Annotated in this window: 21 protein-coding genes; 6 read left to right on the top strand and 15 right to left on the bottom strand. The window is 38.6% G+C overall.

Going from position 1 to position 21,488, the window contains the following annotated elements:
• The 4 genes from BMX11_RS24590 to BMX11_RS22440 form a co-directional block, all read right to left on the bottom strand.
• Positions 1-245: hypothetical protein (locus BMX11_RS24590; protein WP_217643904.1), on the bottom strand; the 245-nt coding region annotated here is incomplete at its 3' end.
• Positions 246-541: 296 nt separating this feature from the next.
• The gene (locus BMX11_RS22450; protein ID WP_090889284.1) at positions 542-1,447 is read right to left on the bottom strand and encodes a DUF6263 family protein; all 906 of its coding nucleotides are present in this window, start codon (positions 1,445-1,447) and stop codon (positions 542-544) included.
• Between the two features lie 34 nt (positions 1,448-1,481).
• A complete protein-coding gene (locus BMX11_RS22445; RefSeq protein WP_090889281.1) occupies positions 1,482-2,255 on the bottom strand; it encodes a M90 family metallopeptidase in 774 nt (257 codons plus the stop codon).
• Positions 2,256-2,300: 45 nt separating this feature from the next.
• A complete protein-coding gene (locus BMX11_RS22440) occupies positions 2,301-3,326 on the bottom strand; it encodes a Gfo/Idh/MocA family oxidoreductase (RefSeq protein WP_090889278.1) in 1,026 nt (341 codons plus the stop codon).
• Between the two features lie 103 nt (positions 3,327-3,429).
• Here BMX11_RS22440 and BMX11_RS22435 point away from each other — a divergent pair, with 103 nt between their 5' ends.
• On the top strand, positions 3,430-3,774 hold the full coding sequence (locus BMX11_RS22435) for a hypothetical protein (protein WP_090889275.1): 345 nt from the start codon (positions 3,430-3,432) through the stop codon (positions 3,772-3,774).
• A 682-nt stretch (positions 3,775-4,456) separates the two neighbouring features.
• Here BMX11_RS22435 and BMX11_RS22430 read toward each other — a convergent pair.
• The 4 genes from BMX11_RS22430 to BMX11_RS22415 all read right to left on the bottom strand — a co-directional run bounded on the left by BMX11_RS22430 (position 4,457) and on the right by BMX11_RS22415 (position 8,810).
• Positions 4,457-5,134, bottom strand: a complete 678-nt coding sequence (locus tag BMX11_RS22430; RefSeq protein WP_090889272.1) for a YiaD family glycine zipper/OmpA-like lipoprotein — start codon at positions 5,132-5,134, stop codon at positions 4,457-4,459.
• Positions 5,135-5,309: 175 nt separating this feature from the next.
• Positions 5,310-5,999, bottom strand: coding sequence for an ABC transporter ATP-binding protein (locus tag BMX11_RS22425; RefSeq protein ID WP_175474650.1), 690 nt, complete (start codon positions 5,997-5,999; stop codon positions 5,310-5,312).
• 2 nt (positions 6,000-6,001) lie between these two features.
• Positions 6,002-7,474 (bottom strand): DUF5687 family protein, encoded by a 1,473-nt coding sequence (locus BMX11_RS22420; RefSeq protein ID WP_090889269.1) that lies wholly within the window; start codon positions 7,472-7,474, stop codon positions 6,002-6,004.
• A 55-nt stretch (positions 7,475-7,529) separates the two neighbouring features.
• Positions 7,530-8,810: a replication-associated recombination protein A gene (locus tag BMX11_RS22415; RefSeq protein ID WP_090889267.1), complete on the bottom strand. Its 1,281-nt coding sequence runs from the start codon at positions 8,808-8,810 to the stop codon at positions 7,530-7,532.
• Positions 8,811-8,942: 132 nt separating this feature from the next.
• On the opposite strand from BMX11_RS22415, the gene BMX11_RS22410 reads away from it, so the two are divergent.
• Positions 8,943-9,323: a VOC family protein gene (locus BMX11_RS22410; RefSeq protein WP_090889264.1), complete on the top strand. Its 381-nt coding sequence runs from the start codon at positions 8,943-8,945 to the stop codon at positions 9,321-9,323.
• Positions 9,324-9,326: 3 nt separating this feature from the next.
• On the opposite strand, the gene BMX11_RS22405 is transcribed toward BMX11_RS22410, so the two are convergent.
• Complete coding sequence (locus tag BMX11_RS22405; protein ID WP_090889261.1) at positions 9,327-10,613, bottom strand: MFS transporter; 1,287 nt, start codon at positions 10,611-10,613, stop codon at positions 9,327-9,329.
• Positions 10,614-10,788: 175 nt separating this feature from the next.
• Between BMX11_RS22405 and BMX11_RS22400 the strand changes: the two genes are divergently transcribed.
• Positions 10,789-11,520: a class I SAM-dependent methyltransferase gene (locus BMX11_RS22400; RefSeq protein ID WP_090889258.1), complete on the top strand. Its 732-nt coding sequence runs from the start codon at positions 10,789-10,791 to the stop codon at positions 11,518-11,520.
• 693 nt (positions 11,521-12,213) lie between these two features.
• Here BMX11_RS22400 and BMX11_RS22395 read toward each other — a convergent pair.
• Together BMX11_RS22395 and BMX11_RS22390 are read right to left on the bottom strand one after the other, a co-directional pair.
• Positions 12,214-13,068, bottom strand: coding sequence for an EamA family transporter (locus BMX11_RS22395; protein WP_090889256.1), 855 nt, complete (start codon positions 13,066-13,068; stop codon positions 12,214-12,216).
• A 100-nt stretch (positions 13,069-13,168) separates the two neighbouring features.
• A complete protein-coding gene (locus BMX11_RS22390; protein ID WP_090889253.1) occupies positions 13,169-13,513 on the bottom strand; it encodes a hypothetical protein in 345 nt (114 codons plus the stop codon).
• A gap of 122 nt (positions 13,514-13,635) precedes the next feature.
• Between BMX11_RS22390 and BMX11_RS22385 the strand changes: the two genes are divergently transcribed.
• Positions 13,636-14,166, top strand: coding sequence for a superoxide dismutase family protein (locus tag BMX11_RS22385; protein WP_090889250.1), 531 nt, complete (start codon positions 13,636-13,638; stop codon positions 14,164-14,166).
• 97 nt (positions 14,167-14,263) lie between these two features.
• Positions 14,264-14,791, top strand: coding sequence for an ExbD/TolR family protein (locus BMX11_RS22380; RefSeq protein WP_090889286.1), 528 nt, complete (start codon positions 14,264-14,266; stop codon positions 14,789-14,791).
• A gap of 173 nt (positions 14,792-14,964) precedes the next feature.
• Here the strand turns inward: BMX11_RS22380 and BMX11_RS22375 are convergent, their stop codons facing one another.
• Complete coding sequence (locus BMX11_RS22375) at positions 14,965-15,867, bottom strand: LysR family transcriptional regulator (protein WP_090889248.1); 903 nt, start codon at positions 15,865-15,867, stop codon at positions 14,965-14,967.
• Positions 15,868-15,968: 101 nt separating this feature from the next.
• On the opposite strand from BMX11_RS22375, the gene BMX11_RS22370 reads away from it, so the two are divergent.
• The gene (locus tag BMX11_RS22370; RefSeq protein WP_090889246.1) at positions 15,969-16,583 is read left to right on the top strand and encodes an NAD(P)H-dependent oxidoreductase; all 615 of its coding nucleotides are present in this window, start codon (positions 15,969-15,971) and stop codon (positions 16,581-16,583) included.
• Between the two features lie 4 nt (positions 16,584-16,587).
• On the opposite strand, the gene BMX11_RS22365 is transcribed toward BMX11_RS22370, so the two are convergent.
• The 3 genes from BMX11_RS22365 to BMX11_RS22355 form a co-directional block, all read right to left on the bottom strand.
• Entirely contained in the window at positions 16,588-17,160 is a 573-nt protein-coding gene (locus BMX11_RS22365) for a Crp/Fnr family transcriptional regulator (protein ID WP_090889243.1), read from the bottom strand.
• Positions 17,161-17,638: 478 nt separating this feature from the next.
• The gene (locus BMX11_RS22360; RefSeq protein ID WP_090889240.1) at positions 17,639-18,421 is read right to left on the bottom strand and encodes a GLPGLI family protein; all 783 of its coding nucleotides are present in this window, start codon (positions 18,419-18,421) and stop codon (positions 17,639-17,641) included.
• Positions 18,422-18,432: 11 nt separating this feature from the next.
• Positions 18,433-21,210: an outer membrane beta-barrel family protein gene (locus BMX11_RS22355; protein ID WP_090889237.1), complete on the bottom strand. Its 2,778-nt coding sequence runs from the start codon at positions 21,208-21,210 to the stop codon at positions 18,433-18,435.
• Positions 21,211-21,488: the final 278 nt, after the last annotated feature.

Raw genomic sequence — 21,488 nt, 5'->3', positions numbered from 1 at the left:
TATGAGTTCAGTTTGGGAAACCATCCGAGCAGATAATCCGAGGCAAATTTATGGATCTGTTTTATTTTGAAACGTTGTTCCTCATAGATACCAAATAGATAAATGGTCATGACTTCCTGATCGGTAAAATCAGGTCTACTATTATTGGTGAACCGCTGGCAGTGGTACTGCAGTTCAATTTCATACCTATCGCATACATATTGGTATAATTTTATTAATTTTAGTGCCTTAGCCTGATTAATCATGTGGTTTTACAGTGCGTCGAATACACTACAAATATACTGATTATCAGGCTATTATAAAAATACGACAGGCTGTTGTATACCTATTTTTATAATTAAATCCGACCCTTAATTCGCATTAGTAATTAGACAAGGTGCCTAACCTGCATCCGACCTAGGTACCTAAAAGCTAAAAGATTAAAGCTGAAATCCTACTATCTTGATATACTTTTTATGGTGCTTTGCTTTGGTCTTCGGCTTTTTTGCATCAGGTCTTGATACTTGATACTAGCATCTTGATACTAGAAGCTCGATACTATTTAATTAAATCTCGCACCTGCAATCTCTTTCCCAACTACTTTGTTAATCCCCTGCAATTCAAAATCTATATCTTGTCCCATGGCTTTCATTTTACCAATCAGTTCGGTGCGGATGTGACTTTTAAGGATCAGACCGCTTTTAATATCAAGCTCCGCGTCTCCTGAATTGGTTCCGCTTAAATCGGTTTCCATTTTATTTCCCATTGTTTCGAAACTACCCTTAGAAGTTAAGCTGCCACTTACCTTTAGGTAGGCAATACCGTCCTTTACCTCTTTCAATGTATATTTAGTTGAGGTTTCAATTGGCATCATCAATTTACTCTGGCTATTGATTACCCAGCTTTCGCCAATTTTAATCGCCTTTTCAGGATAAATTTTCAAAGAGGTTTCCATGGTCTGTGTTAGGCTTGCTGCGTTAAATTGTTTGCTGAGTTGCATTTTAATATTATTGACCATAGCAGTATCCTTCGACATTTTCGATGCCATACTGTTAAGCATCTGATCTACACCTGTAAGCGATTTTACCGTGCCATCAGGCGCCATTACCATGTTAAAAGTTGCACCTTTTATTCCTTTGAAAGGATTTACTTTAGTGGTGTCCTGATCTTCTGAATCCATGCTCATGCCATTCCCCATAGCAGATGATTTCATAAAAATTCGTCCGTAAATTACCTCGATATTTTTATCCGTATTTTCTCCATTGCGAACATCAAATGTATAATCAGTGCCTATCGTTTGAGTAGAATTAATTTTTTCTTCACCAATTTTTTGGTTAATAATTTGATCGGATACAAAAGAGAAATCATATTTCTTCCCTATTGGAAAGTTTTGCTTTAATACATAAGATTTTTGGGCAAAAGCACTTATAGAAATCAGGCTTAATGCCAATACTTTGATAAATTTCATCAGATTTAGAACGTTTTAGATATAAATAAAATATTTAGCCAGCTGGTTGTTGTGCAAAAATAATACTCAGCTGATGATAAAGCTCAGGATGTTTTTCTTTTAACAGTTCTGGTTTTTCAAAGAAATACTCAGAAACCACCGCAAAGAATTCGGCCTCATTAGTGATGGCATAAGGATTAATATCCGATTTATTATCAGCTATTCTTTCAATTTCCTCATGCATCATTTTAACCCATGGCAGTGTATATTCGTGGCTCATCAGGTTTTCCGGAATGCCATCTGTTGCACCATCTGATTTATCTAAAAGATGTACAAATTCATGTATTGCCGTATTTTCCTTACCAGCACTCTTAGAAAAGCCATGGCGTAATGCCGATCTTGATAAAATCATCTGGCCATTCATATACCCTGTTCCAACCATTCCCATAATATTTCGCTCTCCACCCTCAAACTGAAAATCTTTGTTAAACGTATCAGGATATAACAGCACGCTAGATAGATTTCTATAATGCCAGTCGTCAAAGCCGAAGATCGGAATTACCGCACTTGATGCAATTAATAACTCATCTAAGGTGGTCATCTCTAAACCCACGCCCTCTATGCGAACAGCGCTAAAAAATTCGGCTACTTTATGCTCAAACCTTTGTTTATCTGTAGAATCTAAATTGTGGTAAAAGCCAACATAATCTTCCAATATTTTTTTATCGTCATCCGTTAACGGCTCAATGCTCGTTTTCTTCTTTTTGAGGATAAAATAGAGCACAAGGATAGTAATAGGAACTAAATAGATATAAGGTAATGAATTCATGTGTTGGCTTCTTCGTGTGTATGTTTTAGTGCTGGCTGGAAGGAATTATTGTTCCAATATCTCCAATTGTATCAAGACATTTTCTCTTGTAACCGGATAAGGTTTACTGGCACTCAGATTTTGGTAAATGGCATCGAACAATGGTAAATAATGTCCTGCCAGTGAGGGAATTTTTTCCTCCGTTTTTTCACCATCCTGATTAATCAGGGTCAAAATCCCTTCCGAACCCTCTTTTTCAATCCCAAATTCGGGGTTATCTAGTTTCATTCCGCTAAGGAGCTGATCTTCCTGCGTATCTGTTCGTTGCTTAATGAAACTTCCTTTTGATCCATGCAGTACAAATGCTGCCTGCGGGTTCAGCACCAACATACTCGAAGTAACCGTTACATTCAAACTGTCAGGGTAGCTCAACTGGATTTGAAAATAATCGTCTACCAAAGTATTTTCTCTATTGAAGCCTAAAACTTTATGGAAACTGATTGGTTTACCAAACACACTAATGACCTGATCTAACAAATGTGGACCCAAATCATACAGTAAGCCACTTGCAGCTAAAGGATTTTCTTTAAAAGCTTTGGGGCCAATTACATTTCTATAGCGATCATAACGAAAATGTACTTCAACAAGTTTTCCTAACTTTCCGCTTTCGATAACCTTTTTTACCGCATTAAAATCACTATCCCATCGGCGGTTCTGATAAAAGAAGATGCTTTTCCCTACCGAATCTGCAAGGGCAAATAATTCTTTCGCTTCGGCAGTAGTAGCAGAAAAAGGTTTTTCTACTAAAATATGTTTTCCGTGCTCAAGGGCAGTCTTCGAATGTTCATAATGCAGGTTGTTAGGCGTGTTGATTACCACCAAATCGATTTCCTCATCATTGAATATCTCATCGATATGATTATAGCTGAGTACATTAGGATAATCTTCCTGTACTTTCTTGGTACTCCGTTCTGCAACTGCCTTTAAATTAAATCCTGGGTGCTCATTTAAAAATGGCGCATGAAAAACTTTGCCAGACATACCATAGGCAAGTAAACCGGCATTAAATATTTTATTTGATGTATTAACCATATGTATAAAAGTAACCAAATGTACAATAACTAGGTAACGATTTGACCAAAACCTGAAAGCATTTAAACTGCTGATAAACCTTTTTACACTATCTTTGCAAACTATGAAAGCCTCAGAGATAAATATAAAATGGAAACAGTTGCAACAAAAGATTTCGGTTGAGTTTGACTCAGACACTCCCGATATTAAGGTTATGCTTTTTCTGATAGGCATTCAAGAATTGGGCAAGGGGCCGAAAAAATACAGCAAGCGCCAAAAAGAAGAATTAATGCATATTGCCACCTGTAGATTGTTGAGCGAAATGGGTTTTTACGAATTGGAAGGACTTGATCAGGACGGATGGCCACATTGGAAACTGGTAAAGGCTATTCCACCCTACACCATGTTGGAGCAAGAAATGCTGATGAAATCTTTAATTGTGGGGTATTTTGAGGATATTTATTCGTAGTGTTTTAGCGTATCAAGATGCTAGTATCAAGTAGCAAGACTGTTTAATGAGCAAGGAATAAGGAGCAAAGACCAAAGATCAGGTGCAAAAAGTGCTCATACCAAGCCCGGATGCAGGGTAGGCACCTTGTCTAATTATTAACGACTAAATACTAACTACTGCGAAAAGTATCAAGCTTCTAGTATCAAGTAGCAAGACTGTTTAATGAGCAAGGAATAGGATCAAAGAAGAGAATAAGCCCAAATATTACCGGACGCAGGCTAGGCTCCATGTCTAATTACTAACGACTACAATAGTATCAAGTATTTAGTATCGAGTATCAAGACCGGACGTTTTAACCACCTAAGGTGCCTAAGTACGTTTGGCGATCTGCTTTAAGCACCATAGGCTTCGGACCCCTGACCTCGGACTTTTTAGTATCAAGTATTTAGTATCAAGGACCAAGACTGGGTGTCGGAGGAGCAAGGAATAAGGAGCAAAGAAAAAAAGCCCAAATATTACCGGACGCAGGCTAAGCTCCATGTCTAATTACCAACGACTAAATACTAACTACTTCAATAAAGTATCAAGATTCTAGTATCTAGTAGCAAGACCGGATACAGGCCAATAAAACAAAAACCCCGATGCGAGCACCGGGGTTTGATCTATAATGACCTCATAGGTAGAGGGAATGTACTTTTAATTAGCCTTGTTTTTGAGCCTGAGCTTTTAACTGATCATTTGCTACAATAACAATTTCTACACGACGGTTTTGAGCACGTCCAGTTTCAGTAGTGTTGTCTGCAATTGGCTCTGTTAAACCTTTACCAATAGTTACCAGACGCGATGAAGGAACACCTTGAGAAACCGCATATGCTTTAACAGCTGCCGCTCTACGCTCAGATAAACCTTGATTGTAAGCTTCTTTACCTACGTTATCTGTGTGACCGATGATTTTAACATCAGTATCAGGATATTGATTTAATGAAGAAGCTAGGCTTTGAACATTGGTTTTTGCCGCATCTTTTAAAGCTGTCTTATCGAAATCGAATAAAATACCGCTATCAAATTTTACAATAATACCTTCACCTTCTCTAATAACCTCTGCATTAGGTATAGCCTTTTGGATTTCAGCTGCCTGTCTGTCCATTCTACGACCAATAAAAGCACCAGCAGTACCACCAATAGCACCACCAATTAAGGCACCTACAGCTGTATTTCCAGCTTTTTTACCGATTAAAGCTCCTATCACACCTCCTGCTGCTGCTCCGATACCAGCACCTTTTTGGGTTTTAGTTAAACTGTCGCAGCTTTGAAGCGCCATTGAGCCTACAGCTAGACCTATACTTAATGTTGCTATTCTTACTTTTGAAATACTCATGATTGTCTTAGTTTATAATTCTATGTTTCATATTCAAACACGATGCCAAAAAATTATTTCTCCAACATTATTAATTTAAATCAGTGTGATATAGCCTACAGGAATAATAATGTGGCAATAAAAAAGAGCAGGAAAAACACTGCTCTCTTTATTAATGTATCATTCTTAGTACAAACTAAGCAGAAAAATAGCTCTCCAACTCTTGAAGTGTATTTTCATCTGTCTTAAAATCTTTAATAACCTGACCTTTTTCTACTAAGATAATGCGATTACAAACATCGGTTACATGGTTAAGGTCATGGCTTGAAATAAAGGTTGTCATGCCCACTTGTTCTTTGAGCAGCTTTTTTAGTCTGATTTGTGTGGTTGGATCCAGATTAGCAAAAGGCTCATCCAAGATTAAGATTTCGGGCTTCTGCATTAACGCTGCGGCAATTCCTACTTTATTTTGATTGCCCTTGCTAAAATCTCTGATGTACTTTCCACTATTTAAAATCTCGTTATTGAAAAATTCTGTATACTGAGCCAAATAGGATCCAACATCGGCTACACTCATTTCCTGCAAACTTCCTATAAAAGTGAAATATTCTTCCGGGGTGAGGTAGTCTATTAAAAAGCCTTCGTCAAGGAAAGAAGCGGTATAATCTTTCCATCCATCACCTTCCTTAACGTCGTTACCTTTAGATAGTACAGCTCCCTCGCTCGGACGGATCAAATCAAGCAACATGCGGAAAAAAGTAGTTTTCCCTGCCCCATTATTTCCAACCAAACCAATTGTTTCACCTTGAGCGATTTCTAAATGCCCGATGTTTACCACGGTCTTATCGCCATAAACCTTCTTTAAATTTCTTACTTCTAGTATCATAATTATTCTCTAAAGCCTTCGGCTATTTTATATCGTTGTTTTTCAAATTTTTTGGCAATAAAACTCACCCAGAAACCACGCATCAAAAGCATGATGATACCGAATATAGAAACGGCAAACAATCCCCAATATGGCATTTTTAGTAATCCAAAAGGTAAATAAAGGAGTATAGGTGTAAGCGCATAAGGAAACATGAGCAACCATTGTGTGGCTCCCATCCCCTGGTAATTAAAGCTTGCTGCCTTACTAATATCAATGCGTTTATAATTGAAAGTGGCTAAGTAAAGTACGATAACCGTTCCGAAGCCAATATTATATAAGTAGGCGGCAGCATGCAGTAGAAGGAGTTTTGGACTCAAAAATCCATAAAGGCTCGCCAGAATGGTAATCAGCGTAGAAGCCAGGGTAAACAGTAAAAATTTTGCTTTGATAAAGTCTCTTATATTGATCTTATTACTCAGTATTCCATCAAAATGGGCGCTTTGCCAGGCAAACATAAACTGACCATAGGTGATGATGTTAATCCCCGTCATGAAGATAGCAGCAAACATCATTTGGCCGAAAGAATCACTTGCTATGCGTTGCTTATTGTAAAACAGGAAGCCATAAAACAAGAGAAAGAAGCCCATAATAACTGCTGACCGAGATCTTTTATGGCGAAGGATTAATTTCAGCTCCAAAGCAGCCAATTCACCTACTTTACCAAAACGGTTTAAGAAAGCATAGTCTGTACTCACCTTTTTTTCCTGCTTCGAGCTCAATTCTTCTACATAAAGGTTCCTGCGCAAGAAACCTGAATTGATCTTAAATACGCACCATGCCAGAGCGGTAAAAATTAATCCCAGGTAGGGATGCAGGGCAATGGTTCTGAATACATAGTCAGAGCCAGACATGATGGAGATAATCTTGTAGTACTCTAATGCTGCAAAAACAGAAATAATAACTAGTCCTACTCCGGTATACCAAACATTACTAATCGATTTTCGCTTGATATAAAGCACTAAATAATTGAGCAAAAGAGTGATAGAGAAGATAGATACGATATACATCAGGGTGGCGAATGCACCGAAAAGAACCGAAATCTTAATGAATATGAAAGGCAGAAACAGCAAGATCGGCCAAATATTGAACATGGAAAACAAAGCTTTTACATTTAAAAAGCTAATAATTTTATTCTTGGAGATCTTTAAATGAAGATATGGGATAATGCTCAGGGTAGGTAGCTCCTGAAGTTGAATCCGCATCAGCAAATCGAAGGCAAAATAATACAGAATAATACCGTTGAAACTTTTTACAATATCCTGTCCTTTAAATATTTCAGGGAGCAAGAACGCCATCCCAAAGCCAATGGTTATTGCCACTGCCAGGAAATAGAGTAGAAAAAAACCTAAAACAACTTGAGCAGCAATGCTCCCCCCTCTATTCCTCGATCGCCAAAATGCTTTCCATTGATGGCTTAAAAAAGTGTTCAGCATATATAATTTAGGTATTGATTTTAGTATTAGTATGCATTGGTTAATAAATGTTACATTAATAGTTGTATTTGTCTTTCCAATTGTGGCGAAGTTTCTCTCTCAGCTTTTCTTCTGCAGCATTTTTACCCGGATCGTAAAGCTTCGTTCCACTTAATTCATCAGGGAAATACTCTTGTGGAGAGAAATTGCCTTCATAACCATGAGAATATTGGTAATCTTTTCCGTAGCCAATGTTTTTCATCAGTTTGGTTGGCGCATTTCTGATGTGAAGTGGCACAGGAAGATTCCCGGTTTGTTTAACCAATGCCTGTGCTTTATTAATGGCTTCGTAAGAAGCATTACTTTTTGCTGAGCTCGCCAAATAGGTTACACATTGCGATAAAATAATTCTGGCCTCAGGATACCCGATCACATTCACCGCAGTAAAACAGTTGTTGGCCAACAGCAAAGCATTCGGATTGGCATTCCCAATATCTTCGGAAGATAGAATGAGTAATCTTCGGGCAATAAACAATGGATCTTCACCTCCTTCAATCATTCTTGCCAGCCAATACACCGCGGCATTGGGATCACTTCCCCTAATCGATTTAATAAATGCCGAGATAATATCATAATGTTGCTCTCCAGCCTTGTCATACAAGGCCAGGTTTTGCTGGGCGTGCGCCAAAACGTTTTCATTGGTTAGGGTAATTTTATCCCCACCAATTCCATTAATTGCTATCTCCAGTACATTCAGCAGCTTTCTGGCATCGCCACCAGATAAACGGATCAGTGCCTCGTGCTCCTTAATTGTAATTTTCTTCTGGCTTAAAATACTATCCTCTTTGACGGCGGTTTGCAATAATTCCACCAACTCTGCCTCAGTTAGCGATTTCAGAATGTATACCTGACTGCGAGACAGCAAAGCGGAGATGACCTCGAATGAAGGATTTTCTGTGGTGGCACCAATCAAAGTAACCAGGCCTCTTTCTACAGCGCCGAGTAAGCTATCTTGCTGCGATTTGCTAAAGCGATGAATCTCATCAATAAATAAAATAGGAAGGCCCAGAAAACTGTCTTTTAACTGCGCTGCTTTATCGATTACCTCACGTACATCTTTTACTCCGCTGTTAATCGCACTTAAGTTAAAGAATGGGCGATCTAATGCCTGAGAAATAATATAAGCAAGGGTTGTTTTACCAACGCCCGGAGGCCCCCAGAAAATCATGGAAGGTAGTTGTCCGCTTTCTATCGCTTTGCGTAAAACGGCATCATCACCCACCAAATGCTTTTGCCCCACATATTCATCCAGATTTTGAGGGCGCATTCTTTCGGCTAAAGGGGCTTGGTTCTGCATATTGGTAAAGATATAAAAATCAGCTATTTTGTTCAAGGATTACCAGGCTAACCAAATGTTGATAAACACCTGAAAAAACTGTAACCACTTATCAAACAAAAGGCTTGGCACTTGGTTTTTAACTCAAGTACTATGAAAATAAAAAATTTAGACCATCTGGTATTAACAGTGGCTAACGTAGAGAGCACCTGCCGCTTTTATAGCGAGGCATTGGGTATGGAAGTGATTACTTTTAACGAAGATCGCAAAGCCTTAAAATTTGGCAATCAAAAGATCAACCTGCATCAAACTGGAAATGAATTTGAGCCCAAAGCTTTTAAGCCTATGCCAGGCACGGCCGATTTGTGTTTCATTACCCTTACACCCTTACAAGAAGTATTGGATGAATTAGAGTACAAATGTTTCGAAATTGAAGAAGGCCCTGTTGAGCGCACAGGCGCAAATGGTAAAATCCTTTCTATTTACCTGCGAGATCCTGACATGAACCTGATCGAGATCAGCAATAACCTGTAGTCACTAATCCTCTATCTTCGAATGGTGCTTGGTGTCCTTCATGGTAGTATATAAAATCAGCGAGATTAAAATACAGCCTGTAACATACCAATAGAAATAACTTTCGTGACCAATATTTTTAAACCAAAGGGCGAAATATTCTGCTGTACCGCCAAAAATGGCGACAGTAAGTGCGTAGGGTAAGCCTACCCCTAACGCCCTGATCTCTGCCGGAAACAGTTCTGCCTTAACTACTGCATTGATACTCGTGTAGCCACTTACAATAATCAGGGCGACAATCATAAGCAAAAAGATGCTGGTTGTATTGCTTTCCGATTTAATGGCTGTAAGAATAGGGTATGTGCATAAACTTCCTAAAATTCCAAATCCTATAAGTAACGGTTTGCGCCCTATTTTATCAGATAATAATCCGAATAAGGGTTGAATTACTGCAAATACAAATAAAGATATGAAGGATAAAATAGTGGAGGTCTCCTTACTCAGATGAACGGTATTCACCAGGAATTTCTGCATGTAGGTACTAAAAGTATAAAAGGCAATGGTTCCACCTAAAGTTAAACCGACAACTGTAAATACTTCTTTTGGATATTTAAGCAATGCCAATATTCCACTTTTCTTGTCTTGAGATTGCTTTGCTTCGAAGGCTGATGTTTCATTAATATGCCGCCTAAGGTATAATGCAATAAAAGATAAAACGGCACCGATGAAAAATGGAATCCTCCAGCCCCACTGGTGTAGCTGCTCATTGGTTAGCAACCAATTTTGTAGTATCAATTGAATTCCTAAAGCAAGTAATTGTCCGCCGATGAGCGTTACGTATTGAAAGCTAGAGTAAAAACCACGATGCTTTTTGGTGGCCATTTCACTGAGATAAGTTGCCGATGTTCCATACTCTCCTCCAGTACTCAAGCCTTGTATCAGCCGGGCCAAAAGCAAAATTAAGGGCGCTGCAATGCCAATGGAACGATAGGTAGGGGTTGAACCAATCATTAAAGACCCAATGGCCATAATCAATACCGATAATGTCATCGATTTCTTTCTGCCATATTTATCTGCAATGCTTCCAAAAAGCCATCCTCCTATGGGTCGCATCAAAAAACCTACTGCGAAAATACCTGCTGTATCTAATAGCTGTGCCGTAGGGTTACTATAGGGAAAAAATACAGGTGAAAAGTATAAAGCAAATGCAGAATAGGTATACCAATCGTACCATTCTACCAGGTTCCCAATTGAGCCCCCGAAAATAGACTTTAATCGATATTTTACTTCTGCTTGTTGCGCTGTATTCATAGGTGAAATTATTGAATGGTTGAATTTTGAATGATGGAATGCTGAACAGAAAGATTAGATTTTTGTTTAAATTAGATCGAATGTAAGATTATCATTTAATTATTGAAACATTTTCAAAAACATTCAATTAATCTCTCACACTATCAGTCATTCAATCCTTCAATCACAAAAAAAAATGAAAGATAACTTCTCTACCCAATCTGCCGAGTATGCGATTTACAGGCCTACCTATCCGAAAGAGTTATATGATTATCTCTTCGCTTTGGTGAAGCATAAAAATGCCGCCTGGGATTGTGCCACAGGTAATGGCCAGGTTGCCCGGGTATTGGCACAACATTTTACTCAGGTTTACGCCACAGATATTAGCGAAAAACAATTGAATCAGGCCTTAAAACTACCCAATATTTTTTATCGGGTGGAACCCGCAGAACAAGTGAGTGCAATTGCCGATAGTTTTGATTTGATTACTGTTGCTCAAGCCATTCACTGGTTTAACTTCGAATCTTTTTATGCTGAAGTAAAGCGTACCCTTAAACCCGAGGGCTTATTTGCTGTAATGGGTTATGGGTTAATGAATATAGATAAGAAAGTGGATCAGGCAGTTTTTAAGCTGTATGAAGATATTTTGGGTAAATATTGGGATCCGGAGCGGAGGTATATCGAAGAAGGATACAAAACGATACCCTTTCCCTTTGAGGAGATAATTGCACCGCATTTTCAGATCAAAACCAGCTGGAATTTTAAGCAGCTAATTGGCTATCTCAATACCTGGTCGTCTCTTCAGCATTATAAAAAGGCTAACGACAGAAATCCTTTAGAATACATGTATACCGAGTTAAAAGAAGCCTGGGGTAGTGATGCCGTGAAGGATGTTCATTTTCCCATATTGTTAAGGGTGGGTAGGTGAAGATTAAATAGATGTCGGATGTGGCCCGTGTGACACGAACTAGTGAGATTGAACAGGCTAATATTTTTTCGCCATGGTTGGACATATAGAAATATTAGCGAGGGAGGTTGAATGTGGTCCGTGCGGCACGGACTAGTAGATTGAACAGGCTAATATTTTGTCGCCATGGTTGGACATATAGAAATATTAGCGAGGGATGTTAGATGTGGTCCGTGTGACACGGACTAGTAAGATTGAACAGGCTAATATTTTGTCGCGATGGTTGGATATATAGAAATATTAGCGAGGGATGTTGGATGTGGTCCGTGTGACACGGACTAGTGAGATTGAACAGGCTAATATTTTGTCGCGATGGTTGGATATATAGAAATATTAGCGAGGGATGTTGGATGTGATCCGTGTGACACGGATAAGTAGATTGAACAGGCTAATATTTTTTCACCATACTAGACATGGAGAAATATTAACGAGGGATTTTGGAAGTGGTCCGTGTGACACGGACTAGTGAGATTGAACAGGCTAATATTTTGTCGCGATGGTTGGATATATAGAAATATTAGCGAGGGATGTTGGATGTGATCCGTGTGACACGGATAAGTAGATTGAACAGGCTAATATTTTTTCACCATACTAGACATGGAGAAATATTAGCGAGGGATGTTGAATGTGGTCCGTGTGACACGGACCACGGGTTTACAATTTCGATCTTTTTGCCGAAAGTGTTGAACCAACAGAAGCAATAATCACGGCCGCCATAGCCAGGCATTCTTTAAAGGACAGGTATTCCTGAAGAAAAATTAAGCCGCAAATAGCTGCTACAGCCGGTTCCAAACTCATTAAGATACTGAATGTTCGGGCTGGAATATGCTTAAGGGCCTTCATTTCTAAACTAAAAGGGATAGCGCTGGAAAGTAAGGCGAGTGCAGCCCCCATGGCCAGGTATTTTGGATTTAGATTCTCCATCCTACTGCTTAGCATACCAAATGGTAAAATAAGGATTGTAGCAAAAAGCATCCCAATGGCAACAGCATCTCCTCCCTTCATTATTTTTGAAATTTTACCTCCAAGTATAATGTACCCAGACCAAAAGCCGCCGGCAAGAAGTGCAAAAAGAACACCCAGTAAATCAATTCCATTATTACTCCATGGTGCAATTAAAGCTATTCCAACAGCGGCTAAAAATGCCCACAGGAAATCGACAATTTGCTTTGAACCTACAATGGCCAGAAGTAATGGTCCAACAAATTCTAGGGTTACACCCAACCCAATTGGAATTCTTTCAATAGCCAGGTAAAATATCACATTCATAGCACCTAATGAAAGACCATAAGGAATGACCGATCTCCACTGTTTGGCACTGATGGTTTTTACATTTGGGCGATAAACGACCCATAAAATAATTGCAGAAATACCTATTCTGAGGGTTGCAGTCCCCGCAGCACCCAAGGCCGGGAATAATGTTTTCGCTATCGCAGCGCCACATTGTACGCTTAAAATGGATAGTAAAACAGCCGGAAGAGGAGGAATATTGAATAGTTTGCTTTTCATCTGCACAGAACCTAAAAGGCAAACTTACAACTTCAATCGTAAAGGAAGAGGAAAAGAGAGAGAATAAAGCAGGGAGAATAATTATCCTCCCTGGTGCATTTTAACAGAATAGTTCCTGTTCATCACGGTCTGCAGTTGGTATTTTCTTTAAGAAATCATCAAATGAAGGACCGATATTGTCTGAATATATGCCATATGCATCGAGGATATAGCCAATGTTACGTTCCTGATCTTCTACCAAATAAAGTACAGAATTATCTGCAGGATCAGAGTCGCCTTCAAAACGATAAGTTTTTACAATGGTTAAATCTTCTGGTTTATAAATATTTCCCGACTGGCTTTGCATTTTGCCGTGATCAGTCATTTTTAACTCATTATCTTTTCCATTCAGCCTCAATTTCTCCAAAATCTGGCTTAATGTATTCATTGCAGTTGGCTGTTCCATAGTTATTATGATTTTATAAAGGTAAAACACCAGCGTACACAGAAAGGTTTTACATCGGACGATTAATCGTAAAACCAAATAATAATCAATGTGTTATAAAAGGGAACTAAAAATATAATCGTATGAAAAAGTATTTCCTAACCTTTGCCGTAGCTGGCTTAGCCTTTTTAAGTGCCTGTACTAAAACGGATAAAGAAGTGGCTACTGCAACGCTTACTGAAACGGCCGATAATACAAAAAACATCGGCACCGTTAAATTTTTTGAATTGAGTGATGGAAAAATCCGTATGGATTTAGAAATGGATTACGCCGCCAGGGCAGATAGTAATGTCGCCGTTCATTTCCATGAGCATGGCGATTGTGGTAATATGGGAGAAAATACCCATGGGCATTGGAACCCAACCAACGAGCAGCATGGGAAATGGGGATCTGGCGCTTATCACAGTGGCGACATTGGCAATATCCACCTCAATGCAAAAGGGAAGGGTAAGGTTTCTGTAACAACTGATAGATGGAGTACCAAGGATGGAGATGTTAAAAATATTATTGGAAGGGGAATTATCGTTCATGGAGGAACAGATGACTATAAGACACAGCCAACCGGAAACTCTGGACCGAGGGTAGGATGTGGTGTAATTGAAGCAGTAAAATAAGAGCTGGACCATTAACAGTCAGAGCGATCAAATAATTTGGTCGCTTTTTTTATGCAATCTAGCCGTGTTTGTCATCATGAATAAAAAACCTAAACTTATGGCAACACTAAACGAAAAACCTAACAGCAAGGCCGATAAAGGTAGAACCAGAAAAACTACTCCAAGGGTAGATTTGACAGCAATGGTAGATTTGATGTTTCTACTCACCACTTTCTTTATGCTCACCACATCATTAACTACATCAAATGCGGCAGATATTGCAAAGCCAGATGACGAAGGGGCCGCAGCGGATTACCCTGCCTCAAGAACCATGACTATTCTTTTGGGTAAGAATAATCAGGCAGTGTATTATCTTGGGTTGGCCAATAGTGCGGAGATGAAAGTTGTTTCACTACACCAATTACAAAAGAGTATTATGGAGACTAAAAAGCAGGTAGCCAAAACACATCAAGGCAATCTTAACAAGCACATGATAGTTATTATCAAACCAACAGGTACGGCAAAGTTTAAAGATTTTGTGGATGTAATTGATGAAATGAAAATTGCCAACGTCAAATCCTATGCAGTAGATGATGCTCATTTTCTGGAGGAAGAGGAGGATTTTATGAAGGAGAAAGGGTTATAGGTAAAGTTGATATTATTATGTTGTAATATAGATTTGCTATATAATTTCTAAAATTCAATATAGCAGGGCTTTTATTATGAGTGGTTTTTCACCTCTTGCAGATCTATAGTTCATCAGGGTGACAAGTATAAACGGAGGTCATTCCAGCGCAGGCGGGGATGACCTTTTTATGATTAAATGGTGACCATCACCTTCTTAAATAAGTTTTTAATTAAATTAATCTCTGATGCGTATTGTGTATTTTTCCTGCAACCAAAGTAAAGGGTGTTTTTCAGCTTAGGATTTCCTTCCCAAATTACCTTAACCTTACCTGCTTCTACTTCGCTTTTACATAAGAAATCGGGGATGATGGCTAAGCCATTACCGCCCGAGAGGCAGCGAACAATAGAATTTAGATTAGGTACAATATAGTTGGGCCTAAAATCGGGATGTTTATTGAAGTTAATTTTCCAAAAACGAAGCAGGTGTTCCATATCGCCCGTTGTGCCATACCATTTTTGTCTTTTCAACCAATCTTCAACCGCTGTACTATCTCCTTGCTTAAGCAGTTTTTTAAAATCCCTGTCATCTGTTTCTGCTCCCCCCACCAATACAATGGTTTCAGACGAAAAAGCTTCATGCTCAATGTTTGCCGAACTTCCTTTTTGCGGGGTAATGATCAAATCCAGTACACTCTTGTCTAACTGATCCAGCATTTCAGGATATTCTCCGAAACGAATAATCACGTTGAAAGGCAAAGTAGAAATATATTGTTCAAGCGTAATTTGAAAAGTTTCGAAACACATCCCCACACTAATGGTAGGCGTGTGCTTTTCAGTACTTTTTTGAAAATGTTTTTCTGCCTCCTCTAACTTAGTTAAAGGTCCTGTTATAAAGTTAAAAAGTATCTTGCCTTTTTCTGTAGGGATCATTTTTCTTCCGGTTCGGTCAAATAGCTTATAACCCACATAACTTTCTAAGGAACTTAAATGTAAACTTACGCCAGGCTGAGATATAAACAATCGATCTGCGGCCCCTGTTAAAGTTCCTGTTTTATAAATTGCCTGAAAGGTTCTGTACCATTCTAAATTTACCATATTAATATATTATAATTCTGATACAAAGGTATAAATTATCTTATTTTAATGATAGTTCGCGATGTGTTAATTTTGTATTGTCAAAAAAATTAAATAAGGATATGACAAAAATTTTCATCATTAACGGTGGCCAGAAGTTTGGTCACTCAGGCGGCAGGTTCAATGAAACCATTGCTGCTGCAACAGCAGAATTTTTTAAAAATGAGGATGGTTTTGAAGTTAAAACAACCAACATCAACGATAAATACGACCCTAAAGAAGAAGTAGCCAAATATGTATGGGCAGATGTAGTGATCTATCATACGCCAGTTTGGTGGTTTCAGGTACCGCACGGTTTTAAAAAATATATTGATGTTGTATTTACCGAAGGACATCAAAATGGAATTTATTTAAGCGATGGGCGCTCGTCGGCTAATCCAAAAATTAATTATGGTACCGGAGGAATGCTTCATGGTAAAAAATATATGGTCACTTCATCCTGGAATGCGCCAGAAGAAGCTTTTACCTTACCTAATGAGTTCTTTATGCAAACGAATGTTGATGATGGGGTATTATTCGGTTTTCACCGCATGAATGCTTTTACCGGCATGACCAGGATTGATGGCATTCACTTTCATGATGTAGAAAAGAACGCTGATATTGAGAGCGACTTAAAGCGATATGAAGCACATTTGAGGCAAAATTTTCTTCCAGAAGAATTGGCAGCTACAGCTTAAAAAGCTATCCTTTTTTAGCCCTGATCTTACTTAAAAACTCTGGGGTGAATCCCAAATAAGAGGCAAGCATCTTTTGCGGAATACGCTGAACAAATTCGGGAAATAATTTATTGAAATGGTGATAGCGTTCTTCCGCAGTCTGGCTGTAAAGATATTTGATTCGCACTTGCGAAGCCTGATGAGCTTTTTGAAGTACCAGCCTGAAATATCTTTCCAGTTTAGGAATTTTACTGAAAATTTCTTCCTGGAGATGATGTTCAATAGCAATGACTTCGGTATCTTCTGCTGCCTGAATAAAAAATTGTGAGGACTGCTGGAACTGATAGCTGGTATGGTCGGTAATCCACCAGTTTTCAATGGCGAACTGAATGGTTTGCTCTGCACCCTTAATGTCGATAAAAAATAACCTGAGGCATCCTTTAACCACAAAATAGTTGGCTCTACAGATTTGGCCTTGTTCCAGTAAGTAAGCCTTCTTTTTTACCGCAACAGTTTTAAGCAAGTGAGAGAGTGTTAATTCCTCCTCCTCGCTTAGGTGTGTAAATCTTTTGATATGGGCAAATAGTGCGCTGTACATATTTTTACAAGTATCGAGTATTTAGTATCAAGTATCAAAATTTTTAGTATCAAGATGCTAGTATCAAGTATCTAGACGGAAGTAGGAAGAGCAAAGAATAAGGAGCAAGGAATAAAGACCAGGCGCAAAAAAGTTCAAAGCTGAAAGACCAAAGCAAAGGGAGTAAGAGTATCAAGATAGTTTAATCTTTCAGCTTTGGAGTATTTATACGAATGCAGATTAGCCACCATGTCTAATTACTAACGACTAATTACTAGCTACTGTAAGAAGTATCAAGATGCTAGTATCAAGTATCTAGACGGAAGTACGAAGAGCAAAGAATAAGGAGCAGGTGCAAAAAAGCCGAAAGCTGAAAGACCAAAGCGATGGGAGTAAAAGTATCAAAATAGCAGGCTTTAGTCTTTAGTCTTTTAGCTTTTTTAGTTTCAAAAAGGGATTCCACTTTCAGCTTTCACGCTAACTACAGATTCACTCCGTACTACAACGAAAAGGCCTTTAATTGAGGTTTTGCGTACTCTCCCCAATCTTTCATTGCTCCGAGCAGGATTTTATTTAGGCCTTGATTATCTGTGGGTTTACCTTTTGTGGGTGGTAGTAAATCTTTTTCCGGAACATTAACTTCTGTAACCTTTGTGGCAAACCAGGTTATATTTTCATGTGGCAGGGCGAGGCCTAAAATCATTCCGGGCAAACCGGTAAAAGATTCAGGTCCGCCAGATACTGAAATTTGATTGGTGTAATAGGCAACCACATACACCGAATCCATAATGATGGCATTGGCTCTCCGGCATTCAAAACCTGCAATGTCGCGGGTTTCATCGGTAATTTTCCAATTGATTTTTCTAAGACTGTCCTTTACCAGATAAGTATCTTCATATACACTTTTTTGAGAAATGCTGATCTGGCTATCGAAATCGGTAGCAATGGTATTTTTTAAATCGGCCAGTACATCACTGGCAAACCAGTTATTGTTCATGGTTTCATTAGTGGCTGGCCATTTATAAAGGCTTTTAGATTTCGTAAAGTTTAAGGTGCTTTTACCTACTTTAAACTGTGGATTATTTTTCTTGTACTGCTCAAAAGCTTGCTGAACGTAGGATTCATCTCTATCCTTAATCTTTTTCTTAATTATGGCGTACATATTCGAACGCTTTTCGAATTCTATTATGCCATTTTCTATGAAATGGGCATTTTGCGCATAAGTATTCATTTCTGCCAGAAAGAATACTGTTAAGAGTATATATTTGAAAGTGTTTTTCATGGTCCTTAATTTTATTTTTTAACCCCTCCACCCATTTTACTGAAATCCCAGATCACGGAGAATAAGAAGTATCTTTGAATGGTAGTGTAGCTATTCTGTGTGATGTTACCATCGTAAGCAGAGCGATCAAAGCCTATATTTTGGTTAAGTAAATCTCTACCTGAAAGCGATAACTTTAAGTTTTCACCCTTAAAAAACTTTTTGTTCAGCGCAGCATTCCAGATTAAACGTTCGAAGCTCTCGTTAAATGCTTGTGTTTTACCATTATATTGATACTGGGCATCTGATGTGAGTTCCAGTTTCCCGGGGAGCTGAAGTGTCCCTTCTAAACTTCCAGTCCATCCCCAGCCATTACTGTTTACTGATTTTTGAACCGAAGCAGTTGTTACATTATAACTTGGTCCGAAGTTGCCATAAAAACTATACTTTTTTTCCTTTTGTTTGTTAAAATCAATCCCCGCACTGTAGGTGTAATTTTGTGTATTGTTTAAAGTGTTGTTGATATAATTATAAGAGGAGTTTCCACTGAAATTAAGGTTGAAACCCATGTTCATGTCTAAAGGTTTAATTTTCTGTCCAAAATTCCCATAGAAGTAGTAGCTGGCAGGCATCTTGCCTGAAAGATTTACGGATCGGGATATACTTTTTGCAGCAGCATCGGTCATTACATCGCCAATGATGGCATTCTTGGTAAAGTTGTAAGAGGCATTTATCCAGATATATTGATCTGATAAAACCTTGTAAGAATTGTAGCTGACATTGAGGTTACTTCTAAAAGATGGCCGTAAATTCGGGTTTCCCTCAAACACATTCAAGGGATCGGTATTTACCCGAACAGGCTGAATTTGACTAAGGGAAGGCTGATTAGTACCTCCGTTATAATTTATTCTGAACGATTTTCGCTCAGTAAAACGATATTGATAGGTAGCCTGAGGCATGTAGTTTACAAAGTTTCTGTTAAGGCTGGCATTGTGGTAAACGTCTAATTGCTTAAAGTTTACGCCACTAAATTTAGACCCGAAATTAAGGATCGACTTTCCTTTTTTGTAACTAAAAATAGCTCCCGCCTGATTAATTACCTGATCTAATTCATAATTATTGCTAAATACCGTATCCAGAATATCGTATGTTCCAGCACCCGATTTATTAAAGGATTTCCGATCTGATGTGCCATTCATTAATGATAAACCATAGTTTACAATAACCGTGAATGTTTCGCTTAAAGGCTCGGTATAGGCCACATTAGACTTGAAGGCTTTATTGCTTACATTATTTACCTTGTACTGATCTATTATTTCTACCCGGGCGGTTGGAATAAAATATTTATTGTCGGAGTTTAAATAGCCTTCGCTATCGTTCTTGTTGAATGATTGATTGAGATTAATCGATAATGTTCGCCCTTTTTTCCTGAGCCTTTTCGTAAACAAAGCATTCATATTGAAAGCTTGTTCATTCGATTCGTTGCTTAATGTTCTTTTAGCTGTATTTAAGGTACTATCTGCACGGTTACTGCTACTTCTAAAATCGCTGAAGGTATTGCTGTTTCGCAACGTTCCATCAATGCTCACTTTGAGTGTTGAGGTGGTGTCGAGTTTAATTTCATAGGTGGCATCTAATTTCTGCCTAAACATATCGTTATCGTTAAACTGGCTAGATTCACTGTTGTTAACACCAGAGGTAAGTGTACTCTGGCTAAAAGTACTTTCATCTCCCTTAACTCGGATAGAACCTATTTTGTAATTGGTATTTAATGATTCTTTATCTTTATTCCATTTATTGTCGAAGTGCAGGCCCCCGGTTCGTACCACCGGTATGCCTCTGCCGTTGTATCGGCCATCATAGGAGTCCAGATCATCTCCGCCACCAATGCTGAAATAAATCCCTCCATCTTCACTTACCTGCATATTAGAAGTGCCGTATTTATCCCGATCATCCCAACCTAAACCAACCGTTCCGTTGTTGCCCATAATGCCGTACGCGGAGAATTTCTTCTTGCCCCAAAACTTATTGAACATGGACTGCCCGGTATAAAAATCATCAGTACCATATCCGCCCTGAAGTTTACCGAAATAGCCGTTCTTTTTATCTTCCTTTAGCTTAATGTTAAGCGTTTTGGTTTTCTCGCCATCATCAATCCCGGTAAAACTGGCCTGATCGCTAGCTTTATCATAGAGCTGTACCGACTCCACCATATCGGCGCGTAGGTTTTTAGTGACCAGTGTTGGGTCATCTCCAAAAAATTCTTCACCATCTACCAGCACCTTGGGTACGCTTTTCCCCTGGGCGGTAATTTTGCCATCTTTATCTATTTGAAAACCCGGAAATTGCTTAATCAGATCTTCTACTTTGGAGTTAGGCTCAATATTAAAAGCTTTGGGGTCGAACTCTGTCGTATCTCCTTTAATTTTAATGGCATTCCTGTTACCCCTAATAATTACATCGGCTAAAATTTTAGCCATCCCCGTTAGGTTAATCTTTCCATAATCGATATCTTTTTTGGCAGAATCTAAAGTGAAATGATCTATAAAATCTGCGTATTTAGGGTAAGATGCCAATAGGATGTATTTTCCATTCTTAATGTTATGGAGTTTAAAATGACCATTTGGATCCGACCTTGTAAACTTAACAAGCGTGGAGTCTTTGGCATTAAGTACAGCAATAGCAGTTCCGGAAAGTAAGGTGGTGGAAGCAGTGTCTATTGTTCTTCCTTTAATTGTATGCAGTGTCTGAGCTTTCAGATAATTACTAAAAAGAAGAACAAAACACAAGAGCGGTAGAGTGCGTTTCATGTAGGTTTTTGTTTTGCGACTCTAATATAAACTAACGATTTAGTTATTTATTGTGCTTTAACTTTTTTTAACATATTTTTTGGTCAGTATCGAGATGTTAGTATCTAGTATCAAGAATCGAGTAGCAAGTATCAAGATAAGAAAATAGCTTCTTCGCTATCAGCTTTAGTCTTTTAGTTTGATAGTTGATTCCTCAGCTTTCGTACGGATAGGCACCATGTCTTAATACTAACGACTGAAATAAGTATCAAGATGCTAGTATCAAGTATCGAGATGCG

Source organism: Pedobacter rhizosphaerae (genome assembly GCF_900111155.1).
Classification (GTDB): domain Bacteria; phylum Bacteroidota; class Bacteroidia; order Sphingobacteriales; family Sphingobacteriaceae; genus Pedobacter; species Pedobacter rhizosphaerae.
Note: the sequence above shows the minus strand (reverse complement) of the source record. Positions and strands in the feature narration are given on the sequence as shown.

What these genes read in the sequence shown, in the direction of transcription:
- BMX11_RS22450 (WP_090889284.1), bottom strand. Translation starts at nt 1,447, where the DNA reads ATGAAATTTATCAAAGTATTGGCATTAAGCCTGATTTCTATAAGTGCT.
- BMX11_RS22445 (WP_090889281.1), bottom strand. Translation starts at nt 2,255, where the DNA reads ATGAATTCATTACCTTATATCTATTTAGTTCCTATTACTATCCTTGTG.
- BMX11_RS22440 (WP_090889278.1), bottom strand. Translation starts at nt 3,326, where the DNA reads ATGGTTAATACATCAAATAAAATATTTAATGCCGGTTTACTTGCCTAT.
- BMX11_RS22435 (WP_090889275.1), top strand. Translation starts at nt 3,430, where the DNA reads ATGAAAGCCTCAGAGATAAATATAAAATGGAAACAGTTGCAACAAAAG.
- BMX11_RS22430 (WP_090889272.1), bottom strand. Translation starts at nt 5,134, where the DNA reads ATGAGTATTTCAAAAGTAAGAATAGCAACATTAAGTATAGGTCTAGCT.
- BMX11_RS22425 (WP_175474650.1), bottom strand. Translation starts at nt 5,999, where the DNA reads ATGATACTAGAAGTAAGAAATTTAAAGAAGGTTTATGGCGATAAGACC.
- BMX11_RS22420 (WP_090889269.1), bottom strand. Translation starts at nt 7,474, where the DNA reads ATGCTGAACACTTTTTTAAGCCATCAATGGAAAGCATTTTGGCGATCG.
- BMX11_RS22415 (WP_090889267.1), bottom strand. Translation starts at nt 8,810, where the DNA reads ATGCAGAACCAAGCCCCTTTAGCCGAAAGAATGCGCCCTCAAAATCTG.
- BMX11_RS22410 (WP_090889264.1), top strand. Translation starts at nt 8,943, where the DNA reads ATGAAAATAAAAAATTTAGACCATCTGGTATTAACAGTGGCTAACGTA.
- BMX11_RS22405 (WP_090889261.1), bottom strand. Translation starts at nt 10,613, where the DNA reads ATGAATACAGCGCAACAAGCAGAAGTAAAATATCGATTAAAGTCTATT.
- BMX11_RS22400 (WP_090889258.1), top strand. Translation starts at nt 10,789, where the DNA reads ATGAAAGATAACTTCTCTACCCAATCTGCCGAGTATGCGATTTACAGG.
- BMX11_RS22395 (WP_090889256.1), bottom strand. Translation starts at nt 13,068, where the DNA reads ATGAAAAGCAAACTATTCAATATTCCTCCTCTTCCGGCTGTTTTACTA.
- BMX11_RS22390 (WP_090889253.1), bottom strand. Translation starts at nt 13,513, where the DNA reads ATGGAACAGCCAACTGCAATGAATACATTAAGCCAGATTTTGGAGAAA.
- BMX11_RS22385 (WP_090889250.1), top strand. Translation starts at nt 13,636, where the DNA reads ATGAAAAAGTATTTCCTAACCTTTGCCGTAGCTGGCTTAGCCTTTTTA.
- BMX11_RS22380 (WP_090889286.1), top strand. Translation starts at nt 14,264, where the DNA reads ATGGCAACACTAAACGAAAAACCTAACAGCAAGGCCGATAAAGGTAGA.
- BMX11_RS22375 (WP_090889248.1), bottom strand. Translation starts at nt 15,867, where the DNA reads ATGGTAAATTTAGAATGGTACAGAACCTTTCAGGCAATTTATAAAACA.
- BMX11_RS22370 (WP_090889246.1), top strand. Translation starts at nt 15,969, where the DNA reads ATGACAAAAATTTTCATCATTAACGGTGGCCAGAAGTTTGGTCACTCA.
- BMX11_RS22365 (WP_090889243.1), bottom strand. Translation starts at nt 17,160, where the DNA reads ATGTACAGCGCACTATTTGCCCATATCAAAAGATTTACACACCTAAGC.
- BMX11_RS22360 (WP_090889240.1), bottom strand. Translation starts at nt 18,421, where the DNA reads ATGAAAAACACTTTCAAATATATACTCTTAACAGTATTCTTTCTGGCA.
- BMX11_RS22355 (WP_090889237.1), bottom strand. Translation starts at nt 21,210, where the DNA reads ATGAAACGCACTCTACCGCTCTTGTGTTTTGTTCTTCTTTTTAGTAAT.